The sequence below is a fragment of the Acinetobacter sp. P37 genome (genome assembly GCF_057480965.1).
In genome coordinates this window covers 1-18,855 of record NZ_JBLIYY010000029.1, presented here as the reverse complement: position 1 = coordinate 18,855, position 18,855 = coordinate 1, and the positions used below count along the sequence as shown (strand labels likewise).

At 52.3% G+C, this 18,855-nt stretch carries 18 protein-coding genes and 4 pseudogenes; 18 read left to right on the top strand and 4 right to left on the bottom strand.

What is annotated here, in order from left to right; genetic code table 11:
* A pseudogene (locus AC25JC_RS16725) lies at positions 1-104 on the top strand (IS6 family transposase); the annotation flags it as partial.
* Between the two features lie 53 nt (positions 105-157).
* Here the strand turns inward: AC25JC_RS16725 and intI1 are convergent.
* Positions 158-694, bottom strand: a pseudogene (gene intI1, locus AC25JC_RS16720) (class 1 integron integrase IntI1); the annotation flags it as partial.
* 155 nt (positions 695-849) lie between these two features.
* Here intI1 and dfrA16 point away from each other — a divergent pair.
* The 6 genes from dfrA16 (at position 850) to AC25JC_RS16690 (ending at position 6,179) form a co-directional block, all read left to right on the top strand.
* Positions 850-1,323 (top strand): trimethoprim-resistant dihydrofolate reductase DfrA16, encoded by a 474-nt coding sequence (dfrA16, locus tag AC25JC_RS16715; RefSeq protein ID WP_032490158.1) that lies wholly within the window; start codon positions 850-852, stop codon positions 1,321-1,323.
* A gap of 164 nt (positions 1,324-1,487) precedes the next feature.
* Positions 1,488-2,354: a PSE family carbenicillin-hydrolyzing class A beta-lactamase CARB-2 gene (locus AC25JC_RS16710; protein WP_001931474.1), complete on the top strand. Its 867-nt coding sequence runs from the start codon at positions 1,488-1,490 to the stop codon at positions 2,352-2,354.
* Positions 2,355-2,471: 117 nt separating this feature from the next.
* Positions 2,472-3,263 (top strand): ANT(3'')-Ia family aminoglycoside nucleotidyltransferase AadA2, encoded by a 792-nt coding sequence (locus tag AC25JC_RS16705; RefSeq protein WP_001261740.1) that lies wholly within the window; start codon positions 2,472-2,474, stop codon positions 3,261-3,263.
* Between the two features lie 261 nt (positions 3,264-3,524).
* Positions 3,525-4,784: a chloramphenicol efflux MFS transporter CmlA6 gene (locus AC25JC_RS16700; protein ID WP_001256773.1), complete on the top strand. Its 1,260-nt coding sequence runs from the start codon at positions 3,525-3,527 to the stop codon at positions 4,782-4,784.
* Between the two features lie 92 nt (positions 4,785-4,876).
* A complete protein-coding gene (aadA1, locus tag AC25JC_RS16695; RefSeq protein WP_001206316.1) occupies positions 4,877-5,668 on the top strand; it encodes an ANT(3'')-Ia family aminoglycoside nucleotidyltransferase AadA1 in 792 nt (263 codons plus the stop codon).
* A gap of 163 nt (positions 5,669-5,831) precedes the next feature.
* Positions 5,832-6,179 carry a quaternary ammonium compound efflux SMR transporter QacE delta 1 gene (locus AC25JC_RS16690; RefSeq protein ID WP_000679427.1) on the top strand — a complete coding sequence of 116 codons (348 nt, stop codon included), beginning with the start codon at positions 5,832-5,834 and terminating at the stop codon, positions 6,177-6,179.
* A 105-nt stretch (positions 6,180-6,284) separates the two neighbouring features.
* On the opposite strand, the gene AC25JC_RS16685 is transcribed toward AC25JC_RS16690, so the two are convergent.
* Positions 6,285-6,989, bottom strand: a complete 705-nt coding sequence (locus AC25JC_RS16685; RefSeq protein ID WP_001067790.1) for an IS6-like element IS1008 family transposase — start codon at positions 6,987-6,989, stop codon at positions 6,285-6,287.
* A gap of 38 nt (positions 6,990-7,027) precedes the next feature.
* Here AC25JC_RS16685 and AC25JC_RS16680 point away from each other — a divergent pair.
* The 11 genes and pseudogenes from AC25JC_RS16680 to AC25JC_RS16630 form a co-directional block, all read left to right on the top strand.
* A pseudogene (locus AC25JC_RS16680) lies at positions 7,028-8,035 on the top strand (zincin-like metallopeptidase domain-containing protein); the annotation flags it as partial.
* 722 nt (positions 8,036-8,757) lie between these two features.
* A pseudogene (locus AC25JC_RS16675) lies at positions 8,758-8,811 on the top strand (DUF5710 domain-containing protein); the annotation flags it as partial.
* 18 nt (positions 8,812-8,829) lie between these two features.
* Positions 8,830-10,365: a DUF5710 domain-containing protein gene (locus AC25JC_RS16670; protein WP_486924480.1), complete on the top strand. Its 1,536-nt coding sequence runs from the start codon at positions 8,830-8,832 to the stop codon at positions 10,363-10,365.
* Positions 10,366-10,737: 372 nt separating this feature from the next.
* Complete coding sequence (locus AC25JC_RS16665) at positions 10,738-11,475, top strand: recombinase family protein (protein WP_001446887.1); 738 nt, start codon at positions 10,738-10,740, stop codon at positions 11,473-11,475.
* A complete protein-coding gene (locus AC25JC_RS16660; RefSeq protein ID WP_000743213.1) occupies positions 11,472-11,696 on the top strand; it encodes a hypothetical protein in 225 nt (74 codons plus the stop codon). The genes AC25JC_RS16665 and AC25JC_RS16660 overlap by 4 nt, the downstream gene beginning before the upstream one ends.
* Positions 11,697-11,906: 210 nt before the next feature.
* Positions 11,907-13,400, top strand: coding sequence for an IS91-like element ISCR2 family transposase (locus tag AC25JC_RS16655; RefSeq protein ID WP_001120888.1), 1,494 nt, complete (start codon positions 11,907-11,909; stop codon positions 13,398-13,400).
* A 163-nt stretch (positions 13,401-13,563) separates the two neighbouring features.
* Entirely contained in the window at positions 13,564-13,791 is a 228-nt protein-coding gene (locus AC25JC_RS16650) for a hypothetical protein (RefSeq protein ID WP_218946392.1), read from the top strand.
* 154 nt (positions 13,792-13,945) lie between these two features.
* Positions 13,946-14,299, top strand: a complete 354-nt coding sequence (locus AC25JC_RS16645; protein ID WP_218949381.1) for a hypothetical protein — start codon at positions 13,946-13,948, stop codon at positions 14,297-14,299.
* 46 nt (positions 14,300-14,345) lie between these two features.
* Positions 14,346-15,482 carry a tetracycline-inactivating monooxygenase Tet(X) gene (tet(X), locus tag AC25JC_RS16640; protein ID WP_044502094.1) on the top strand — a complete coding sequence of 379 codons (1,137 nt, stop codon included), beginning with the start codon at positions 14,346-14,348 and terminating at the stop codon, positions 15,480-15,482.
* A gap of 17 nt (positions 15,483-15,499) precedes the next feature.
* Complete coding sequence (estT, locus tag AC25JC_RS16635; protein WP_077782102.1) at positions 15,500-16,360, top strand: macrolide hydrolase EstT; 861 nt, start codon at positions 15,500-15,502, stop codon at positions 16,358-16,360.
* Positions 16,361-16,708: 348 nt separating this feature from the next.
* Positions 16,709-17,245, top strand: coding sequence for an HD domain-containing protein (locus AC25JC_RS16630; protein WP_159138992.1), 537 nt, complete (start codon positions 16,709-16,711; stop codon positions 17,243-17,245).
* 288 nt (positions 17,246-17,533) lie between these two features.
* On the opposite strand, the gene AC25JC_RS16625 is transcribed toward AC25JC_RS16630, so the two are convergent.
* Complete coding sequence (locus AC25JC_RS16625) at positions 17,534-17,836, bottom strand: phosphoglucosamine mutase (protein WP_000251875.1); 303 nt, start codon at positions 17,834-17,836, stop codon at positions 17,534-17,536.
* An 86-nt stretch (positions 17,837-17,922) separates the two neighbouring features.
* Entirely contained in the window at positions 17,923-18,738 is an 816-nt protein-coding gene (gene sul2, locus AC25JC_RS16620; RefSeq protein ID WP_001043260.1) for a sulfonamide-resistant dihydropteroate synthase Sul2, read from the bottom strand.
* Positions 18,739-18,855 lie beyond the last annotated feature (117 nt).

Below are 18,855 nucleotides of genomic sequence, written 5' to 3'. Positions count from 1 at the left end.
GTATTGAGGTGATGCGTGCACTACGCAAAGGCCAGGCCTCAGCATTTTATTATGGTGATCCCCTGGGCGAAATGCGCCTGGTAAGCAGAGTTTTTGAAATGTAAGGCCTTTGAATAAGACAAAAGGCTGCCTCATCGCTAACTTTGCAACAGTGCCACATCAAGGCCCGATCCTTGGAGCCCTTGCCCTCCCGCACGATGATCGTGCCGTGATCGAAATCCAGATCCTTGACCCGCAGTTGCAAACCCTCACTGATCCGCATGCCCGTTCCATACAGAAGCTGGGCGAACAAACGATGCTCGCCTTCCAGAAAACCGAGGATGCGAACCACTTCATCCGGGGTCAGCACCACCGGCAAGCGCCGCGACGGCCGAGGTCTTCCGATCTCCTGAAGCCAGGGCAGATCCGTGCACAGCACCTTGCCGTAGAAGAACAGCAAGGCCGCCAATGCCTGACGATGCGTGGAGACCGAAACCTTGCGCTCGTTCGCCAGCCAGGACAGAAATGCCTCGACTTCGCTGCTGCCCAAGGTTGCCGGGTGACGCACACCGTGGAAACGGATGAAGGCACGAACCCAGTGGACATAAGCCTGTTCGGTTGGTAAGCTGTAATGCAAGTAGCGTATGCGCTCACGCAACTGGTCCAGAACCTTGACCGAACGCAGCGGTGGTAACGGCGCAGTGGCGGTTTTCATGGCTTGTTATGACTGTTTTTTTGTACAGTCTATGCCTCGGGCATCCAAGCAGCAAGCGCGTTACGCCGTGGGTCGATGTTTGATGTTATGGAGCAGCAACGATGTTACGCAGCAGGGCAGTCGCCCTAAAACAAAGTTAACTCGAGGGAGAAATCGTGAAGTTATCACTAATGGCTGCCAAGTCGAAGAACGGTATTATCGGTAATGGACCAGATATTCCATGGAGCGCCAAAGGCGAGCAACTTCTATTTAAGGCAATTACATATAATCAATGGCTTTTAGTTGGACGCAAAACTTTTGAGTCAATGGGCGCTCTCCCAAATCGAAAGTATGCAGTTGTAACTCGCTCTAATTTTTCTACGAATGATGAGGGTGTAATGGTTTTCTCCTCAATTCAGGATGCCTTAATAAATTTAGAGGAAATCACGGATCATGTTATCGTTTCTGGTGGTGGTGAAATATACAAAAGCTTGATTTCCAAAGTAGATACTTTGCATATTTCAACAGTCGACATCGAGCGAGATGGAGACATAGTTTTTCCTGAAATCCCAGATACATTCAAGTTGGTATTTGAGCAAGATTTCGAGTCTAACATTAACTATTGTTATCAAATCTGGCAAAAGAGTTAACAAGCGCCTGCAATCTGACCTCCGGTTACTGTCACCTTTTTTTGCGGTGGAGCTGCAAAAAAGGCGCCATTAACCTCCGGCAGTTGAGGCGGGCGTTAGCCATATTATGGAGCCTCATGCTTTTATATAAAATGTGTGACAATCAAAATTATGGGGTTACTTACATGAAGTTTTTATTGGCATTTTCGCTTTTAATACCATCCGTGGTTTTTGCAAGTAGTTCAAAGTTTCAGCAAGTTGAACAAGACGTTAAGGCAATTGAAGTTTCTCTTTCTGCTCGTATAGGTGTTTCCGTTCTTGATACTCAAAATGGAGAATATTGGGATTACAATGGCAATCAGCGCTTCCCGTTAACAAGTACTTTTAAAACAATAGCTTGCGCTAAATTACTATATGATGCTGAGCAAGGAAAAGTTAATCCCAATAGTACAGTCGAGATTAAGAAAGCAGATCTTGTGACCTATTCCCCTGTAATAGAAAAGCAAGTAGGGCAGGCAATCACACTCGATGATGCGTGCTTCGCAACTATGACTACAAGTGATAATACTGCGGCAAATATCATCCTAAGTGCTGTAGGTGGCCCCAAAGGCGTTACTGATTTTTTAAGACAAATTGGGGACAAAGAGACTCGTCTAGACCGTATTGAGCCTGATTTAAATGAAGGTAAGCTCGGTGATTTGAGGGATACGACAACTCCTAAGGCAATAGCCAGTACTTTGAATAAATTTTTATTTGGTTCCGCGCTATCTGAAATGAACCAGAAAAAATTAGAGTCTTGGATGGTGAACAATCAAGTCACTGGTAATTTACTACGTTCAGTATTGCCGGCGGGATGGAACATTGCGGATCGCTCAGGTGCTGGCGGATTTGGTGCTCGGAGTATTACAGCAGTTGTGTGGAGTGAGCATCAAGCCCCAATTATTGTGAGCATCTATCTAGCTCAAACACAGGCTTCAATGGCAGAGCGAAATGATGCGATTGTTAAAATTGGTCATTCAATTTTTGACGTTTATACATCACAGTCGCGCTGATAAGGCTAACAAGGCCATCAAGTTGACGGCTTTTCCGTCGCTTGTTTTGTGGTTTAACGCTACGCTACCACAAAACAATCAACTCCAAAGCCGCAACTTATGGCGGCGTTAGACATCATGAGGGTAGCGGTGACCATCGAAATTTCGAACCAACTATCAGAGGTGCTAAGCGTCATTGAGCGCCATCTGGAATCAACGTTGCTGGCCGTGCATTTGTACGGCTCCGCAGTGGATGGCGGCCTGAAGCCATACAGCGATATTGATTTGTTGGTTACTGTGGCCGTAAAGCTTGATGAAACGACGCGGCGAGCATTGCTCAATGACCTTATGGAGGCTTCGGCTTTCCCTGGCGAGAGCGAGACGCTCCGCGCTATAGAAGTCACCCTTGTCGTGCATGACGACATCATCCCGTGGCGTTATCCGGCTAAGCGCGAGCTGCAATTTGGAGAATGGCAGCGCAATGACATTCTTGCGGGTATCTTCGAGCCAGCCATGATCGACATTGATCTAGCTATCCTGCTTACAAAAGCAAGAGAACATAGCGTTGCCTTGGTAGGTCCGGCAGCGGAGGAATTCTTTGACCCGGTTCCTGAACAGGATCTATTCGAGGCGCTGAGGGAAACCTTGAAGCTATGGAACTCGCAGCCCGACTGGGCCGGCGATGAGCGAAATGTAGTGCTTACGTTGTCCCGCATTTGGTACAGCGCAATAACCGGCAAAATCGCGCCGAAGGATGTCGCTGCCGACTGGGCAATAAAACGCCTACCTGCCCAGTATCAGCCCGTCTTACTTGAAGCTAAGCAAGCTTATCTGGGACAAAAAGAAGATCACTTGGCCTCACGCGCAGATCACTTGGAAGAATTTATTCGCTTTGTGAAAGGCGAGATCATCAAGTCAGTTGGTAAATGATGTCTAACAATTCGTTCAAGCCGACCGCGCTACGCGCGGCGGCTTAACTCCGGCGTTGGGCGCACAATAAGGCTCCTTGCAGAGTTGCTTGAAAGTTGTTACGATTCAAATTTAATCATGAGATAGTCAGCAGATGAGCACTTCCAAGAACGCAGACAAGTAAGCCGCAGCAACCTTCATTTTTCGGTTGTTGCGGCGTTCTCATGAATCCTTTTGCTCTACGGGAGCGCCGCCAAATCCTTTGTTCAAGGAGATGGTTTCGTGCGCTCAAAAAACTTTAGTTGGCGGTACTCCCTTGCCGCCACGGTGTTGTTGTTATCACCGTTCGATTTATTGGCATCACTCGGCATGGACATGTACTTGCCAGCAGTGCCGTTTATGCCAAACGCGCTTGGTACGACAGCGAGCACAATTCAGCTTACGCTGACAACGTACTTGGTCATGATTGGTGCCGGTCAGCTCTTGTTTGGACCGCTATCGGACCGACTGGGGCGCCGCCCCGTTCTACTGGGAGGTGGCCTCGCCTACGTTGTGGCGTCAATGGGCCTCGCTCTTACGTCATCGGCTGAAGTCTTTCTGGGGCTTCGGATTCTTCAGGCTTGTGGTGCCTCGGCGTGCCTTGTTTCCACATTTGCAACAGTACGTGACATTTACGCAGGTCGCGAGGAAAGTAATGTCATTTACGGCATACTCGGATCCATGCTGGCCATAGTCCCGGCGGTAGGCCCATTGCTCGGAGCGCTCGTCGACATGTGGCTTGGGTGGCGGGCTATCTTTGCGTTTCTAGGTTTGGGCATGATCGCTGCATCTGCAGCAGCGTGGCGATTCTGGCCTGAAACCCGGGTGCAACGAGTTGCGGGCTTGCAATGGTCGCAGCTGCTACTCCCCGTTAAGTGCCTGAACTTCTGGTTGTACACGTTGTGTTACGCCGCTGGAATGGGTAGCTTCTTCGTCTTTTTCTCCATTGCGCCCGGACTAATGATGGGCAGGCAAGGTGTGTCTCAGCTTGGCTTCAGCCTGCTGTTCGCCACAGTGGCAATTGCCATGGTGTTTACGGCTCGTTTTATGGGGCGTGTGATACCCAAGTGGGGCAGCCCAAGTGTCTTGCGAATGGGAATGGGATGCCTGATAGCTGGAGCAGTATTGCTTGCCATCACCGAAATATGGGCTTTGCAGTCCGTGTTAGGCTTTATTGCTCCAATGTGGCTAGTGGGTATTGGTGTCGCCACAGCGGTATCTGTGGCGCCCAATGGCGCTCTTCGAGGATTCGACCATGTTGCTGGAACGGTCACGGCAGTCTACTTCTGCTTGGGCGGTGTACTGCTAGGAAGCATCGGAACGTTGATCATTTCGCTGTTGCCGCGCAACACGGCTTGGCCGGTTGTCGTGTACTGTTTGACCCTTGCAACAGTCGTGCTCGGTCTGTCTTGTGTTTCCCGAGTGAAGGGCTCTCGCGGCCAGGGGGAGCATGATGTGGTCGCGCTACAAAGTGCGGAAAGTACATCAAATCCCAATCGTTGAGAGAATGTGGCAAGCTATCGCCCAACAAATCGCTGCAGCCGACCCAAAACCGCTACGCGGTTTCGGTCGGCTGAGCTCAGGCGTTAAACATCATGAGGGAAGCGGTGATCGCCGAAGTATCGACTCAACTATCAGAGGTAGTTGGCGTCATCGAGCGCCATCTCGAACCGACGTTGCTGGCCGTACATTTGTACGGCTCCGCAGTGGATGGCGGCCTGAAGCCACACAGTGATATTGATTTGCTGGTTACGGTGACCGTAAGGCTTGATGAAACAACGCGGCGAGCTTTGATCAACGACCTTTTGGAAACTTCGGCTTCCCCTGGAGAGAGCGAGATTCTCCGCGCTGTAGAAGTCACCATTGTTGTGCACGACGACATCATTCCGTGGCGTTATCCAGCTAAGCGCGAACTGCAATTTGGAGAATGGCAGCGCAATGACATTCTTGCAGGTATCTTCGAGCCAGCCACGATCGACATTGATCTGGCTATCTTGCTGACAAAAGCAAGAGAACATAGCGTTGCCTTGGTAGGTCCAGCGGCGGAGGAACTCTTTGATCCGGTTCCTGAACAGGATCTATTTGAGGCGCTAAATGAAACCTTAACGCTATGGAACTCGCCGCCCGACTGGGCTGGCGATGAGCGAAATGTAGTGCTTACGTTGTCCCGCATTTGGTACAGCGCAGTAACCGGCAAAATCGCGCCGAAGGATGTCGCTGCCGACTGGGCAATGGAGCGCCTGCCGGCCCAGTATCAGCCCGTCATACTTGAAGCTAGACAGGCTTATCTTGGACAAGAAGAAGATCGCTTGGCCTCCCGCGCAGATCAGTTGGAAGAATTTGTTCACTACGTGAAAGGCGAGATCACCAAGGTAGTCGGCAAATAATGTCTAACAATTCGTTCAAGCCGACGCCGCTTCGCGGCGCGGCTTAACTCAAGCGTTAGATGCACTAAGCACATAATTGCTCACAGCCAAACTATCAGGTCAAGTCTGCTTTTATTATTTTTAAGCGTGCATAATAAGCCCTACACAAATTGGGAGATATATCATGAAAGGCTGGCTTTTTCTTGTTATCGCAATAGTTGGCGAAGTAATCGCAACATCCGCATTAAAATCTAGCGAGGGCTTTACTAAGCTTGCCCCTTCCGCCGTTGTCATAATCGGTTATGGCATCGCATTTTATTTTCTTTCTCTGGTTCTGAAATCCATCCCTGTCGGTGTTGCTTATGCAGTCTGGTCGGGACTCGGCGTCGTCATAATTACAGCCATTGCCTGGTTGCTTCATGGGCAAAAGCTTGATGCGTGGGGCTTTGTAGGTATGGGGCTCATAATTGCTGCCTTTTTGCTCGCCCGATCCCCATCGTGGAAGTCGCTGCGGAGGCCGACGCCATGGTGACGGTGTTCGGCATTCTGAATCTCACCGAGGACTCCTTCTTCGATGAGAGCCGGGGCACTGTTGCAAATAGAGATTTGAGTCGATGAAGTTCCTTTTTAAAAGTGCTTAGAGACCGAAAACCCTGTTGATTAGACACACTTCACCTTGAGGCTGACCATAATAAAATGACGATGCTTGTCCTTTACGTAGTGCACGCATGACTTCAATACCTTTAATTGTGGCATAAGCCGTCTTCATAGATTTGAATCCTAATGTGGCCCTGATGATCCGCTTTAACTTACCATGATCACATTCAATGACATTATTTTTATACTTAATCTGCCTGTGCTCAATATCTACTGGACATTTTCCTTCTCGCTTTAACCGTGATAAAGCATGGCCATAGGTCGCTGCTTTATCTGTATTGATGACCCGTGGAATTTGCCATTTTTTCACCGTATTGAAGATTTTTCCTAAAAAACAATAGGCTGATTTACTGTTCCGTCTAGCGGAAAGGTAAAAGTCAATCGTATGACCACGTTGATCAACTGCACGATACAGGTAAGTCCATCGCCCCTTCACTTTGATATAAGTCTCATCCATATGCCATGAATGTAAATCTGTAGGATTACGCCAATACCAGCGTAAGCGTTTTTCCATTTCTGGAGCATAACGCTGAACCCAACGATAAATTGTGGTGTGGTCAACATTCACACCCCGTTCAGCGAGCATTTCTTGAAGTTCACGATAGCTGATGCCATATTTACAATACCAACGAACAGCCCAAAGAATGATTTCACCTTGAAAGTGCCGACCATGGAAGGGATTCATCTGCTGTATCTCGAAATAAATAAGATATTTAGCTTATCATGTCAGCCTATTTGCAACAGTGCCTTCCGATATCGCTTGACGGCACGACCGTACATTTACCGACAGCGTTGGTGCAGCCGACGTACCGGGAGTTTTTCGACCGGATCGTGGACTGGGCCTATGACGAAGCGCGTGATGCGCAGCGGCGCGGAACCGTTGAGGGTTTCACAAAGGCGGACGCAGACAGTTTTCTCGACGGTACGATTGCGGCGTTCGGGATCACGTTGTCGCCGGAGCTTTACACTCAGCTTTCCGAGGCGCTGTTCCCGCTGGCGCATCGCATGGCCGAACTGGCCGTTGCCGGGCGCAACGGCATCTGGGCGTTCATCCTGCGCAATACCTACAGGCCGGGCCTTCTTACCGGCCACTTCAACGGGCTCGTGTCCAATCCGCCATGGCTCGCCATGAGCGGGCTGGCCGACAATCCGTACCGGGACTTACTGAGAGGCCGGGCGAAACTCTACGGTATCCAGCCCGCAGGACAGTCCTTTCTCCATCTCGAGCTGGGCACGATGCACCTGCTTCATGCCATCGACCGTTATTTAGGACCGGATGCCTGCATCGCCTGCCTTGTACCCGGTACGGTGCTGAACGGCACTCACCACGAGAGGCTCAGGCAGCATGATTTCCTGACTAGCGACCGTCCGGTGCCGTTCGACATCGCCGAAATCTGGCAGGTCGCGCCCGGAACCTTCAAGTACCCCGGCGCGGCGCTGGTCGGTCACAAAAGAACGAATACGACCGGGCTTCCTCAAAGCACGTTTAGCGGCTTTGTGGCGACCGACGCGGCATTGGATGCCGCAGGCTTTTCGGTTCGCACAATCGGTTCGTCGCGCAGCGCCTGGGTGCTCGAAACGGGCGGCGGTTCAGCCGTGGCAGGCGGTGGCGGCGAGATCGCTTCCATGATCGTCGGCGACGAGCTGGGCATCGGCCACGATCCGGGCCAGCACGCCGCCTATGTGGGTTCGTGGATCAAGGCGCTGCAAGACGAGCCGCTGGAGGTGTTCCGCGCGGCCGCCGATGCCGAGAAGATTCACGACTACGTGCTGGCCTTCGAGCAGAAGCAGGTTCAGGAGCAAGACCAGCAGCAGAGCCAGGCCCAGGACGAAGCCGTGGCCCAGGCCCTGGCCGTGGACATTGCCGAAGTCCTGGACAACCCGGACGTGTCTTTCAGCCACTACCAGGCATTCCAGGGCGACACCCTGGAAGACGCCTTGCGCAGCCGTGGCCTCGAAACCGTGGGCAGCATCACCGGCACCGATCCCGAGCAGTTCTACGCGGTCGCGCATGACCGGCTGTCGCCGGTGTTCGGCATCGACCCGAGCCACACCGACACCGACAACGCCTACCTGGAGCGCAAGGGCTTGGCGCAAGAGTTCGCCAACATGGCCGAACAGCTCCACCTCGCGCAGCAGCTCCAGCAGCACGGCGAACAGATCGTGTCGAGCATCGACGCCGAAGCCAGGTGGAGCGACGGCCAGCGCATCTTTGCGTTCCACGACCAGGACGGTGAACCCCACCAGGTTCGCAGCCTGGACGAGCTGAACAACTACGCGCCCGACCCCAACGCGACCGAAGAGGACATTTCAGCCGCTAAAGAGGCACGCAAGACCGCCGAGGCGTCGGCCATGCTCAACGACAGCGCCGCGCGGCCGAGCTGGAGCGCCAGGAACGCGAGCGGCAGCAGGCGCAGCCGCAGGCCGAGAAGCCCGAACGGCAGTACATCAACGTGCCGTACAAGGAGAAGGACGAGGCCAAGAGCCTCGGGGCGCGTTGGGATCGGCAGCAACAGTCCTGGTACGTGCCGCCGGGCACCGATGCCGCTCCCTTCGCCAAATGGGCGCAGGGAGCCGCTACAGCGGCCGTAGAGCCGCGTTCGGCCCAGCCGGCACCCGAAGCCCAGGGCGAGGCGCAGAAGCCCGCGCAGCAGGCCCAGCAGGCCCGCCAGTACCTGGCCGTGCCCTACGAGCAGCGCAACGCGGCCAAGGCCGCCGGCGCGCTTTGGGACAAGGCCGCGAAGTCCTGGTATGTCGGCCCGCGCGCCGACGCGGCGAAGCTCGAACGCTGGAAGCCCGAGAACGTGCAGGCCCAGCAAGGGCCAGCGATGACGCCAAGGGAAGAGTTCGCCGAGGCCATGCGCAGCGCCGGCCTGTTCACCGGCAGCAACGCCCAGGGCGATCACCCGATCATGGATGGCAAGCGGCACCGCGTGCCGGTCGAGGGCGGCAAGAAGGGCGCGCTCGATGGCTTCTACGTGGGCCACCTGGACGGGCACCCGGCCGGGCGGATCATCAACAACAAGACCGGCACGGACATTACCTGGAAGAGCAAGGGCTACGCCTTGAGCGACCAGGAGAAGGCCAAGCTCCAGGCCGAGGCGGCCGAGAAGCTGGCACAGCGAGCCGTCGAGCAGGACAAGGCCCAGGAGGCCACCGCGCAGCGCGTCGGTCGGCAGATGGCCGACCTCGTGCCCATCGAGCAGCCGACGCCCTACCTGCAAGCCAAAGGCATCCAGGCGCAGGCCGGCGTGATGACCGACCGCGAAGGCCAGAAGACCTACATCCCGGCCTTCGACGCAGAGGGCAAGCAATGGACGATGCAATACATCCAGGAGGACGGCACTAAGCGGTTCGCCAAGGACTCGAAGAAGGAAGGATGCTTCCACCCGGTCGGCGGCATGGACGCCCTGGCGGCCGCGCCGGCGCTGGTGATCTCGGAGGGCTACGCCACGGCGGCCCAGGTGGCCGAGGCCGTGGGCCACGCCACGGTCGCCGCCTTCGACAGCGGCAACCTTGAGGCCGTGGCGAAGGCGCTGCACGCCAAGTTCCCGGACAAGCCGGTCATCATCGCCGGCGACGACGACCGGCACCTGGTCATGACCCACGGCAACAACCCCGGCCGGGAGAAGGCCGAGGCGGCCGCCCAGGCCGTGGGCGGCAAGGCGATCTTCCCGATCTTCGCGCCGGCCGAGAACACCTACCCGCGCGACTTGCCCGCCATCACGCCCGACAGCTTCAAGACCCACCTGCGCGCCGAGCAGCGCCTTGCCGACGCCGCCGCCGGCAAGGTCGAGCTGGCCGGCGACGAGGCGGCCAAGCTCAAGGCGTCGATGTTGAGCGGCGCGCAGATCGCGGCGCTGTCCACGATGAAGCAGCACACCGACTTCAACGACTTGGCGCACAAGAGCGAGCTGGGCATCGAGGGCGTGAAGCGGCAGATCGGCGCGGCCATCAGCCAGGTGCAGCGCGACGAGCAGCAGCACCAGGAGCAGAAGCACGTCGAGAAAAAGCAACAGCAGATCGAGCAGCGCCCACGGCGGGCCGCTCGCATCGGATAAGTCGAAAAATCCGGCTAAAGTGGCCGAGCTGCACATCAGGCCGCGCGGTTTTCCTCCCTGATCGCCGGCGCGGTTTCTTCCTCCCTGAACCGCATGCAGACTTGCCGCCTCGGATACCCCGAGGCGGTTTTTTTTCGCCTCGCTCGAGCATCGCCGCATCCGACGATGCGCGCCGGCGTCGACCATCGCCAGGTCTGACGATGGCGGCCGCCCTGCCCTGGATCTCGCATCGCCATTTCTGGCGATGAGATCCACGGAGCGGCCATTTAGACCCGCCAATAACGACCCGGCCAAGATAAATCGCATGACGGCCTTTTTGGCCGGGGGTAGCATGACCGGACACTTTGCGTATGCCCAAAGGAGCCCGCAAGTATGCGCAGGACGAAGCCAGTAGCCGCGCCGATGGTGGCGCGGGTCTATCTGCGCGTCAGCACCGACGCGCAGGACTTGGAACGCCAAGAGGCGATCACTACGGCCGCGAAGGCCGCCGGCTACTACGTCGCCGGCATCTACCGTGAGAAGGCATCCGGCGCACGCGCCGACCGGCCTGAGCTGCTGCGCATGATCGGCGACCTACAGCCCGGCGAGGTGGTCATTGCCGAGAAGATCGACCGCATCAGCCGCCTACCTTTGCCCGAGGCCGAGCGCCTGGTGGCCTCGATACAGGCCAAAGGCGCAAGCCTGGCCGTCCCTGGCGTGGTCGATCTATCCGACCTGGCGGCCGAGGCCCAGGGCGTCGCCAAGATCGTGCTGGAAGCCGTGCAGATCATGCTTTTTCGCCTGGCCTTGCAGATGGCCCGCGACGACTACGAGGACAGGCGCGAACGCCAGCGCCAAGGCATTGAGTTGGCCCGCCAGGCCGGGCGGTACAAGGGCCGCCGTGCTGATCCGAAGCGCCGCGCCCAAGTTGTCGCGCTGCGCAAGTCCGGCTACAGCATCAACAAGACCGCCGAGCTGGCCGGGTACAGTGCGGCCCAGGTGAAACGGATATGGGCCGAGGTCAGCCAGGCCGAAGCGAAGCAGCACGGCGCGTTCGTGGAGGACGCATTGACGGAAGCCGATGCCCTGGCCGCTGTCGGCCAGGATGAGCGCCAGGAGGAAAGGGCATGAAGAAGCCGAACCAAGACGACGAGCCGTTTTTCATCACCGAGGAGATTGCGGCCGAAATGATCGCCGGCGGCTATGAGTTCGAGCTGCCGCCCATTCCTTGCACCATCCGCCTACGCGACGTGCTGGAGCGCATGACCGATGCTGAGCTAGCATTGCAGCCGGGCGAGATCGCCGACCAGGAGCGTGAACGCTGCCGGCGCAAGCCGTGTTCAACCTCATGATCTGGTCATGGTATTTTTCATGGCACTGAGCCTGATAGTTCTTGCAAATTGTTGTCACTAAAGGGTTTTGTGTGCTTGTTTACAATCGAGTGGGAGTGACGGGCACTGGCTGGCAATGTCTAGCAACGGCAGGCATTTCGGCTGAGGGTAAAAGAACTTTCCGCTAAGCGATAGACTGTATGTAAACACAGTATTGCAAGGACGCGGAACATGCCTCATGTGGCGGCCAGGACGGCCAGCCGGGATCGGGATACTGGTCGTTACCAGAGCCACCGACCCGAGCAAACCCTTCTCTATCAGATCGTTGACGAGTATTACCCGGCATTCGCTGCGCTTATGGCAGAGCAGGGAAAGGAATTGCCGGGCTATGTGCAACGGGAATTTGAAGAATTTCTCCAATGCGGGCGGCTGGAGCATGGCTTTCTACGGGTTCGCTGCGAGTCTTGCCACGCCGAGCACCTGGTCGCTTTCAGCTGTAAGCGTCGCGGTTTCTGCCCGAGCTGTGGGGCGCGGCGGATGGCCGAAAGTGCCGCCTTGCTGGTTGATGAAGTACTGCCTGAACAACCCATGCGTCAGTGGGTGTTGAGCTTCCCGTTTCAGCTGCGTTTCCTGTTTGCCAGCCGGCCCGAGATCATGGGGTGGGTGCTGGGCATCGTTTACCGCGTCATTGCCACGCACCTGGTCAAGAAAGCGGGCCATACCCACCAAGTGGCCAAGACGGGCGCGGTCACCCTGATCCAGCGTTTTGGATCGGCGCTCAATCTGAATGTTCACTTCCACATGCTGTTTCTCGACGGTGTGTATGTCGAGCAATCCCACGGCTCAGCGCGTTTCCGCTGGGTCAAGGCGCCGACCAGCCCAGAGCTCACCCAGCTGACGCACACCATCGCCCACCGGGTGGGTCGCTATCTGGAACGGCAAGGCCTGCTGGAACGGGATGTCGAAAACAGCTATCTGGCCTCGGATGCGGTGGATGACGACCCGATGACACCCCTGCTGGGGCACTCGATCACTTACCGTATCGCTGTCGGTTCACAGGCGGGGCGAAAGGTGTTCACTTTGCAAACTCTGCCGACCAGTGGTGATCCGTTCGGTGACGGGATTGGCAAGGTAGCCGGGTCTAGCCTGCACGCCGGCGTGGCGGCCAGGGCCGATGAACGCAAGAAGCTCGAACGGCTGTGCCGGTACATCAGCCGCCCGGCGGTATCCGAGAAGCGGCTGTCGTTAACACGAGGCGGCAACGTGCGCTACCAGCTCAAGACGCCGTACCGGGACGGCACCACGCACGTCATTTTCGAACCATTGGATTTCATTGCAAGGCTGGCCGCCCTGGTACCGAAGCCCAGAGTCAACCTAACCCGCTTCCACGGGGTGTTCGCACCCAACAGTCGGCACCGGGCGTTGGTCACGCCGGCAAAACGGGGCAGGGGCAACAAGGTCAGGGTGGCTGATGAACCGGCAACACCAGCACAACGGCGAGCGTCGATGACATGGGCGCAACGGCTCAAGCGTGTTTTCAATATCGACATCGAGACCTGCAGCGGCTGCGGCGGCGCCATGAAAGTCATCGCCTGCATTGAAGACCCTATAGTGATCAAGCAGATCCTTGATCACCTGAAGCACAAAGCCGAAACCAGCGGGACCAGGGCGTTACCCGAAAGCCGGGCGCCACCGGCTGAGCTGCTCCTGGGTCTGTTTGACTGACGAGCCTGAAGGCCAACGATACCAATCAAAATGCTGCGTTCACAGCGCCGCGGCAGGGATCCGCCGTGCTGGTTGTCGGAAAAGGAGCCGCTAGTGGGAAAGAGGAGGGTAAATTTTCAGCGTTGCTGGCTCCCCGTCAGCCGGATTGGGTTGCATCGCAGGGGTGTCGAAAGAGTCAACTGCGGTCCAAAGCTGTTGGACTTGGGTGAAAAGGGCGTTTATTCTTCCTGTACGTACAATCAATTCGGTAGATATTGAACCTGAATATAGGGATATATTTAACTTGACGTTACACCAATCACAACAACGGCAAGTGAATTACGCAATGAGTAATACTTTTGGTTTTGGCGGACACATTGCCACAAGTATTTTTAAAAAATATGCTGAATAGAGAGTAGGTGCTAACTTCGGTTTGCTCGTGTTGGCGCTAAATCGAAAGTTCAAGTATCCCAACATGTTCCTTCGTATAGAAGTTAAAAGTTGGCAATTATCGTAGAACAACCTACAGACAACACCAATATGTAACCGATAAATAATTACAAAATATGACCGACAGAGTAAACATCATCAATAACTACATCGATGGATACAACCAATTTGATATCAAAAAAATGGTTGCAGACCTTGACGATAATATTGTTTTTGAAAACATTCAAAATAATGATATAAGGTTATCGCTGAAAGGGTTAACAGCGTTTAAACAACAGGCAGAAACAGCAAAAACATACTTTGCAAAGAGAACACAGACAGTTAAATCGTTTAGGCATTTTGACAACAGCACTGAAATAGAAATTGATTATACAGCAATTTTAGCAATTGACTTTCCGAACGGCTTAAAAAAAGGGCAAAAGCTAAAGTTATCAGGAAAATCCGTGTTTGAATTTAAAAAAACAAAGTGATTAAATTGACAGACATTAGTTGACATTAAAACCAGCGAACAAGAATATGACTTTATTAAAACATAAAAAAATTACAATAATTGGTGCCGGGCCTGTTGGATTAACAATGGCGAGATTGTTACAGCAAAACGGCGTGGACATTACAGTTTACGAGAGAGACAAAGACCAAGATGCAAGGATTTTTGGTGGGACACTTGATCTGCACAGGGATTCGGGACAGGAAGCAATGAAAAGAGCGGGATTGTTACAAACTTATTATGACTTAGCTTTACCAATGGGTGTAAATATTGTTGATGAAAAGGGCAATATTTTAACCACAAAAAATGTAAGACCCGAAAATCGTTTTGACAATCCTGAAATAAACAGAAATGACTTAAGGACTATCCTATTAAATAGTTTACAAAATGATACCGTCATTTGGGATAGAAAACTTGTTACCCTTGAACCTGATAAGGAGAAGTGGATACTAACTTTTGAGGATAAATCGAGTGAAACAGCAGATCTGGTTATTATTGCCAATGGTGGAATGTCTAAAGTAAGAAAATTTGTTACCGACACGGAAGTTGAAGAAACAGGTACTTTCAATATACAAGCCGATATTCATCAACCGGAGGTGAACTGTCCTGGATTTTTTCAGCTTTGCAATGGAAACCGGCTAATGGCTGCTCATCAAGGTAATTTATTATTTGCGAATCCTAATAATAATGGTGCATTGCATTTTGGAATAAGTTTTAAAACACCTGATGAATGGAAAAGCAAAACGCGGGTAGATTTTCAAGACAGAAATAGTGTCGTTGATTTTCTCCTGAAAAAATTTTCCGATTGGGACGAACGCTACAAAGAACTGATTCGTTTGACATCATCTTTTGTAGGGTTAGCGACACGAATATTTCCCTTAGATAAGTCTTGGAAAAGTAAGCGTCCATTACCCATAACGATGATTGGAGATGCTGCTCATTTGATGCCTCCTTTTGCAGGACAAGGCGTAAACAGTGGGTTGATGGATGCCTTGATATTGTCGGATAATCTGACCAATGGGAAATTTAACAGCATTGAAGAGGCTATTGAAAATTATGAACAGCAAATGTTTGCTTATGGAAGAGAAGCACAGGCAGAATCAATAATAAACGAAACGGAAATGTTCAGCCTCGACTTTTCTTTCCAAAAACTAATGAATCTATAAAACAGAAAGGCGAGGAAATGAAAGAGAAAATAGTTAAAAAAAACGGAATAAGACTTTTTACCGAAAGTTTTGGATGTGAAAAAGATCCGGCAATACTCTTGATTGCGGGAGCAACGGTATCCATGTTGTATTGGGATGCTGAATTTTGCCAGAAACTATCTGAAAAGGGATTTTTTGTTATTCGCTACGACAATAGGGACGTAGGAAAATCTACTAATTACGAACCGGGTTCAACCCCCTATGATATTGTTGACTTAACCCATGATGCTATTTCAATTTTGGACGGCTATAAAATAGTCAAAGCCAATTTTGTGGGAATTTCACTGGGCGGACTGATTTCTCAAATAGCATCAATAAAATATGCCGACAGGGTAAGTTCAATAACACTAATCTCATCAGGTCCTTGGGGCGACTCAGACCCCACAATTCCTGAAATGGATACGCGTATTTTAGATTTTCACGGAAAAGCTGAAACCGTAGATTGGACAAATGAAGACAGTGTGGCAAATTATTTAATTCAAGGTGCTGAATTGATGAGCGGCAGGAAACAATTTGACAAACAAAGAAGTGAAAAACTGATTAGAGCCGAATTTAAAAGAGCTAATAACTATATAAGTATGTTCAATCATGCGGCACTGCAAGGTGGTGAAGAATACTGGAACAGATTGAGCGAAATCAATCAACCAACCTTAATTGTACACGGAACGGACGATAAAATATGGCATTTTAAGAATTCAGCAGTTTTACTTGAAAAGATAAACGGCTCAAAACTAATAACGCTTGATGGAACCGGACACGAACTACATTTCGAAGATTGGAATAAAATTATTGATGGAATAACGCAACATACAACAAATAACAAAAGAATGAACAAATAGGGTATTATGTATTTCCAAATCAACGGTTTAGAGATTGAAGCTAATATCAATGTGTTCTTTGAATAACATCTTTTGGTGTTTTTTAATAATCATACTACGCAATTTTCTTTTATAAAAGGAAATATTGTAAACTAAATACGAAATGGTATCTTCATTAAATCATATCATCTCGGAGATACAGCGAAAAGAAAATACAATTTTGTTTTCTTAAAAACCAAAGACCAGGATTAACATCTTGGTCATTGTGCTTTTCAACCAATATCAACCAAAGCCACCAAAAAGATTACTTAACATAGGTTCATTGCCTGATTTTTTTATTCTTGAGACCTTAGCAGAAAATAATGTGATATGAAATATAAGGACATAGGAGAATCAGAGAAATTAGACCAAGTAATCAAAGAGATGAAAAATATTTTCAGAACTGTACCATATGGCGTCGATCACACAATGAAGGTGTTAGAAAATACACGGACGATTATTGAAAGAGAAAATGTAGACAGTCAGACTGGTTGTATTATAGAGTTAAGTGCTGTTTTACACGACATAGGTTCTGTGGAAGCATTACGCAAATATGGATCAATGGAGGGACATCTCCAAGAGCAGGAAGGAGTACCAATTGCAAGAAATATATTAAATGAACATAATTATGAACCATTCGTAATTGAAAGAGTATGTTATATAGTTGGAAACCATCATACGCCTGAAAAAATAGATGGAAAAGATTTTCAGATTCTTTGGGAGGCAGACCTTATTGAAAACATGCAAGTTATGGATTGCACTAAGGACACAGAAACCTTAAGACAATTTGTTTCAAAAAAAATCAAAACACAAGCGGGTAAGGCGCTTGCTTTATGTAAATACAGTCCTGCATTGAAGACCCTATAGTGATCAAGCAGATCCTTGATCACCTGAAGCACAAAGCCGAAACCAGCGGGACCAGGGCGTTACCCGAAAGCCGGGCGCCACCGGCTGAGCTGCTCCTGGGTCTGTTTGACTGACGAGCCTGAAGGCCAACGATACCAATCAAAATGCTGCGTTCACAGCGCCGCGGCAGGGATCCGCCGTGCTGGTTGTCGGAAAAGGAGCCGCTAGTGGGAAAGAGGAGGGTAAATTTTCAGCGTTGCTGGCTCCCCGTCAGCCGGATTGGGTTGCATCGCAGGGGTGTCGAAAGAGTCAACTGCGGTCCAAAGCTGTTGGACTTGGGTGAAAAGGGCGTTTATTCTTCCTATACGTTGTCGGCAGCGGGCCAAAAAGGAATACGTCCATGCCCATCGAGGTGAAACCGGCTGTGAGCGCGGGTTCAAGCATATAGCCCGACAGGCGCGTATCCTTGCCGATCACGACACGATGGCGGTGGTCACCGCGACGAAAGACACGGCCAGCCGCCATGCCGACGCGCAAGGCGGTTTCCGCCGTCATCGCGCCTTCGTTGGCTTTGCCACGAATACCGTCTGTGCCGAAATATTTGCGCACCATAAGGTCGATTATCCTGTCGTCGGGTCGCCCTCAAAGGGGACATGCCTGCTGAACCGCGAATATAGAGAAATATCCCGAATGTGCAGTTAACGAATTCTTGCGGTTTCTTTCAGCGCCGCCAATACCGCCAGCCCGTCGCGCAAGGGGCGCGGCTCGTGTGTGCGGATGAAGTCAGCTCCACCTGCGGCGGCGGCAAGCTCTGCAGCGAGTGTCGCGGCCCCGACATCCCCCGGACCACGGCCTGTGAGCGCGCGCAGAAAGGATTTGCGCGAAACAGACAGAAGCACCGGCAAATCGAAGCGCAGCCGCAATTCATCGAACCGCGCCAGCACCGAGAGCGAGGTTTCGGGAGCAGCCCCCAGAAAAAACCCCATGCCGGGATCAAGGACAAGGCGGTTGCGTTTGATACCGGCACCCGTCAGCGCCGCGATGCGCGCGTCAAAGAACGCCGCAATGTGATCCATGATGTCGCCAGCGGGTGCCTCGCGCCGATCTGCCTGCCCGTCTTGCACCGAATGCATAACGACGAGTTTGGCAGATGATTTCGCCAATTGCGGATAGAACGCAGCGTCTGGAAAACCGCGAATATCATTGAGATAGGCCACACCACGCGACAAGGCATAGGCTTGCGTCGCGGGTTGATAACTGTCGAGCGAGACGGGAATGCCATCTGCCTTGAGCGCGTCCAGCACCGGCGCGATACGCGCGATTTCTGTGTCGGACGAAACAGGCGCGGCGTCGGGATTGCTGGATGCCGGACCGAGGTCGATCACATCTGCCCCCTCGGCCATCAGCTTACGCGCCTGCGCAATGGCTGCGTCTGGCGCCAGATACCGGCCTCCATCGGAGAAACTGTCCGAGGTTATGTTGACGATGCCGAAAATGATGAGCGATTTATTCATGGGGGCTTCTATAATAATCTCTGTACACGACAAAAATAGATAACTCATTGAAATAATGTCACAATAATTGTTTTCTAACGACGAATACTATGACACATCTCAATGAGTTATATCTTA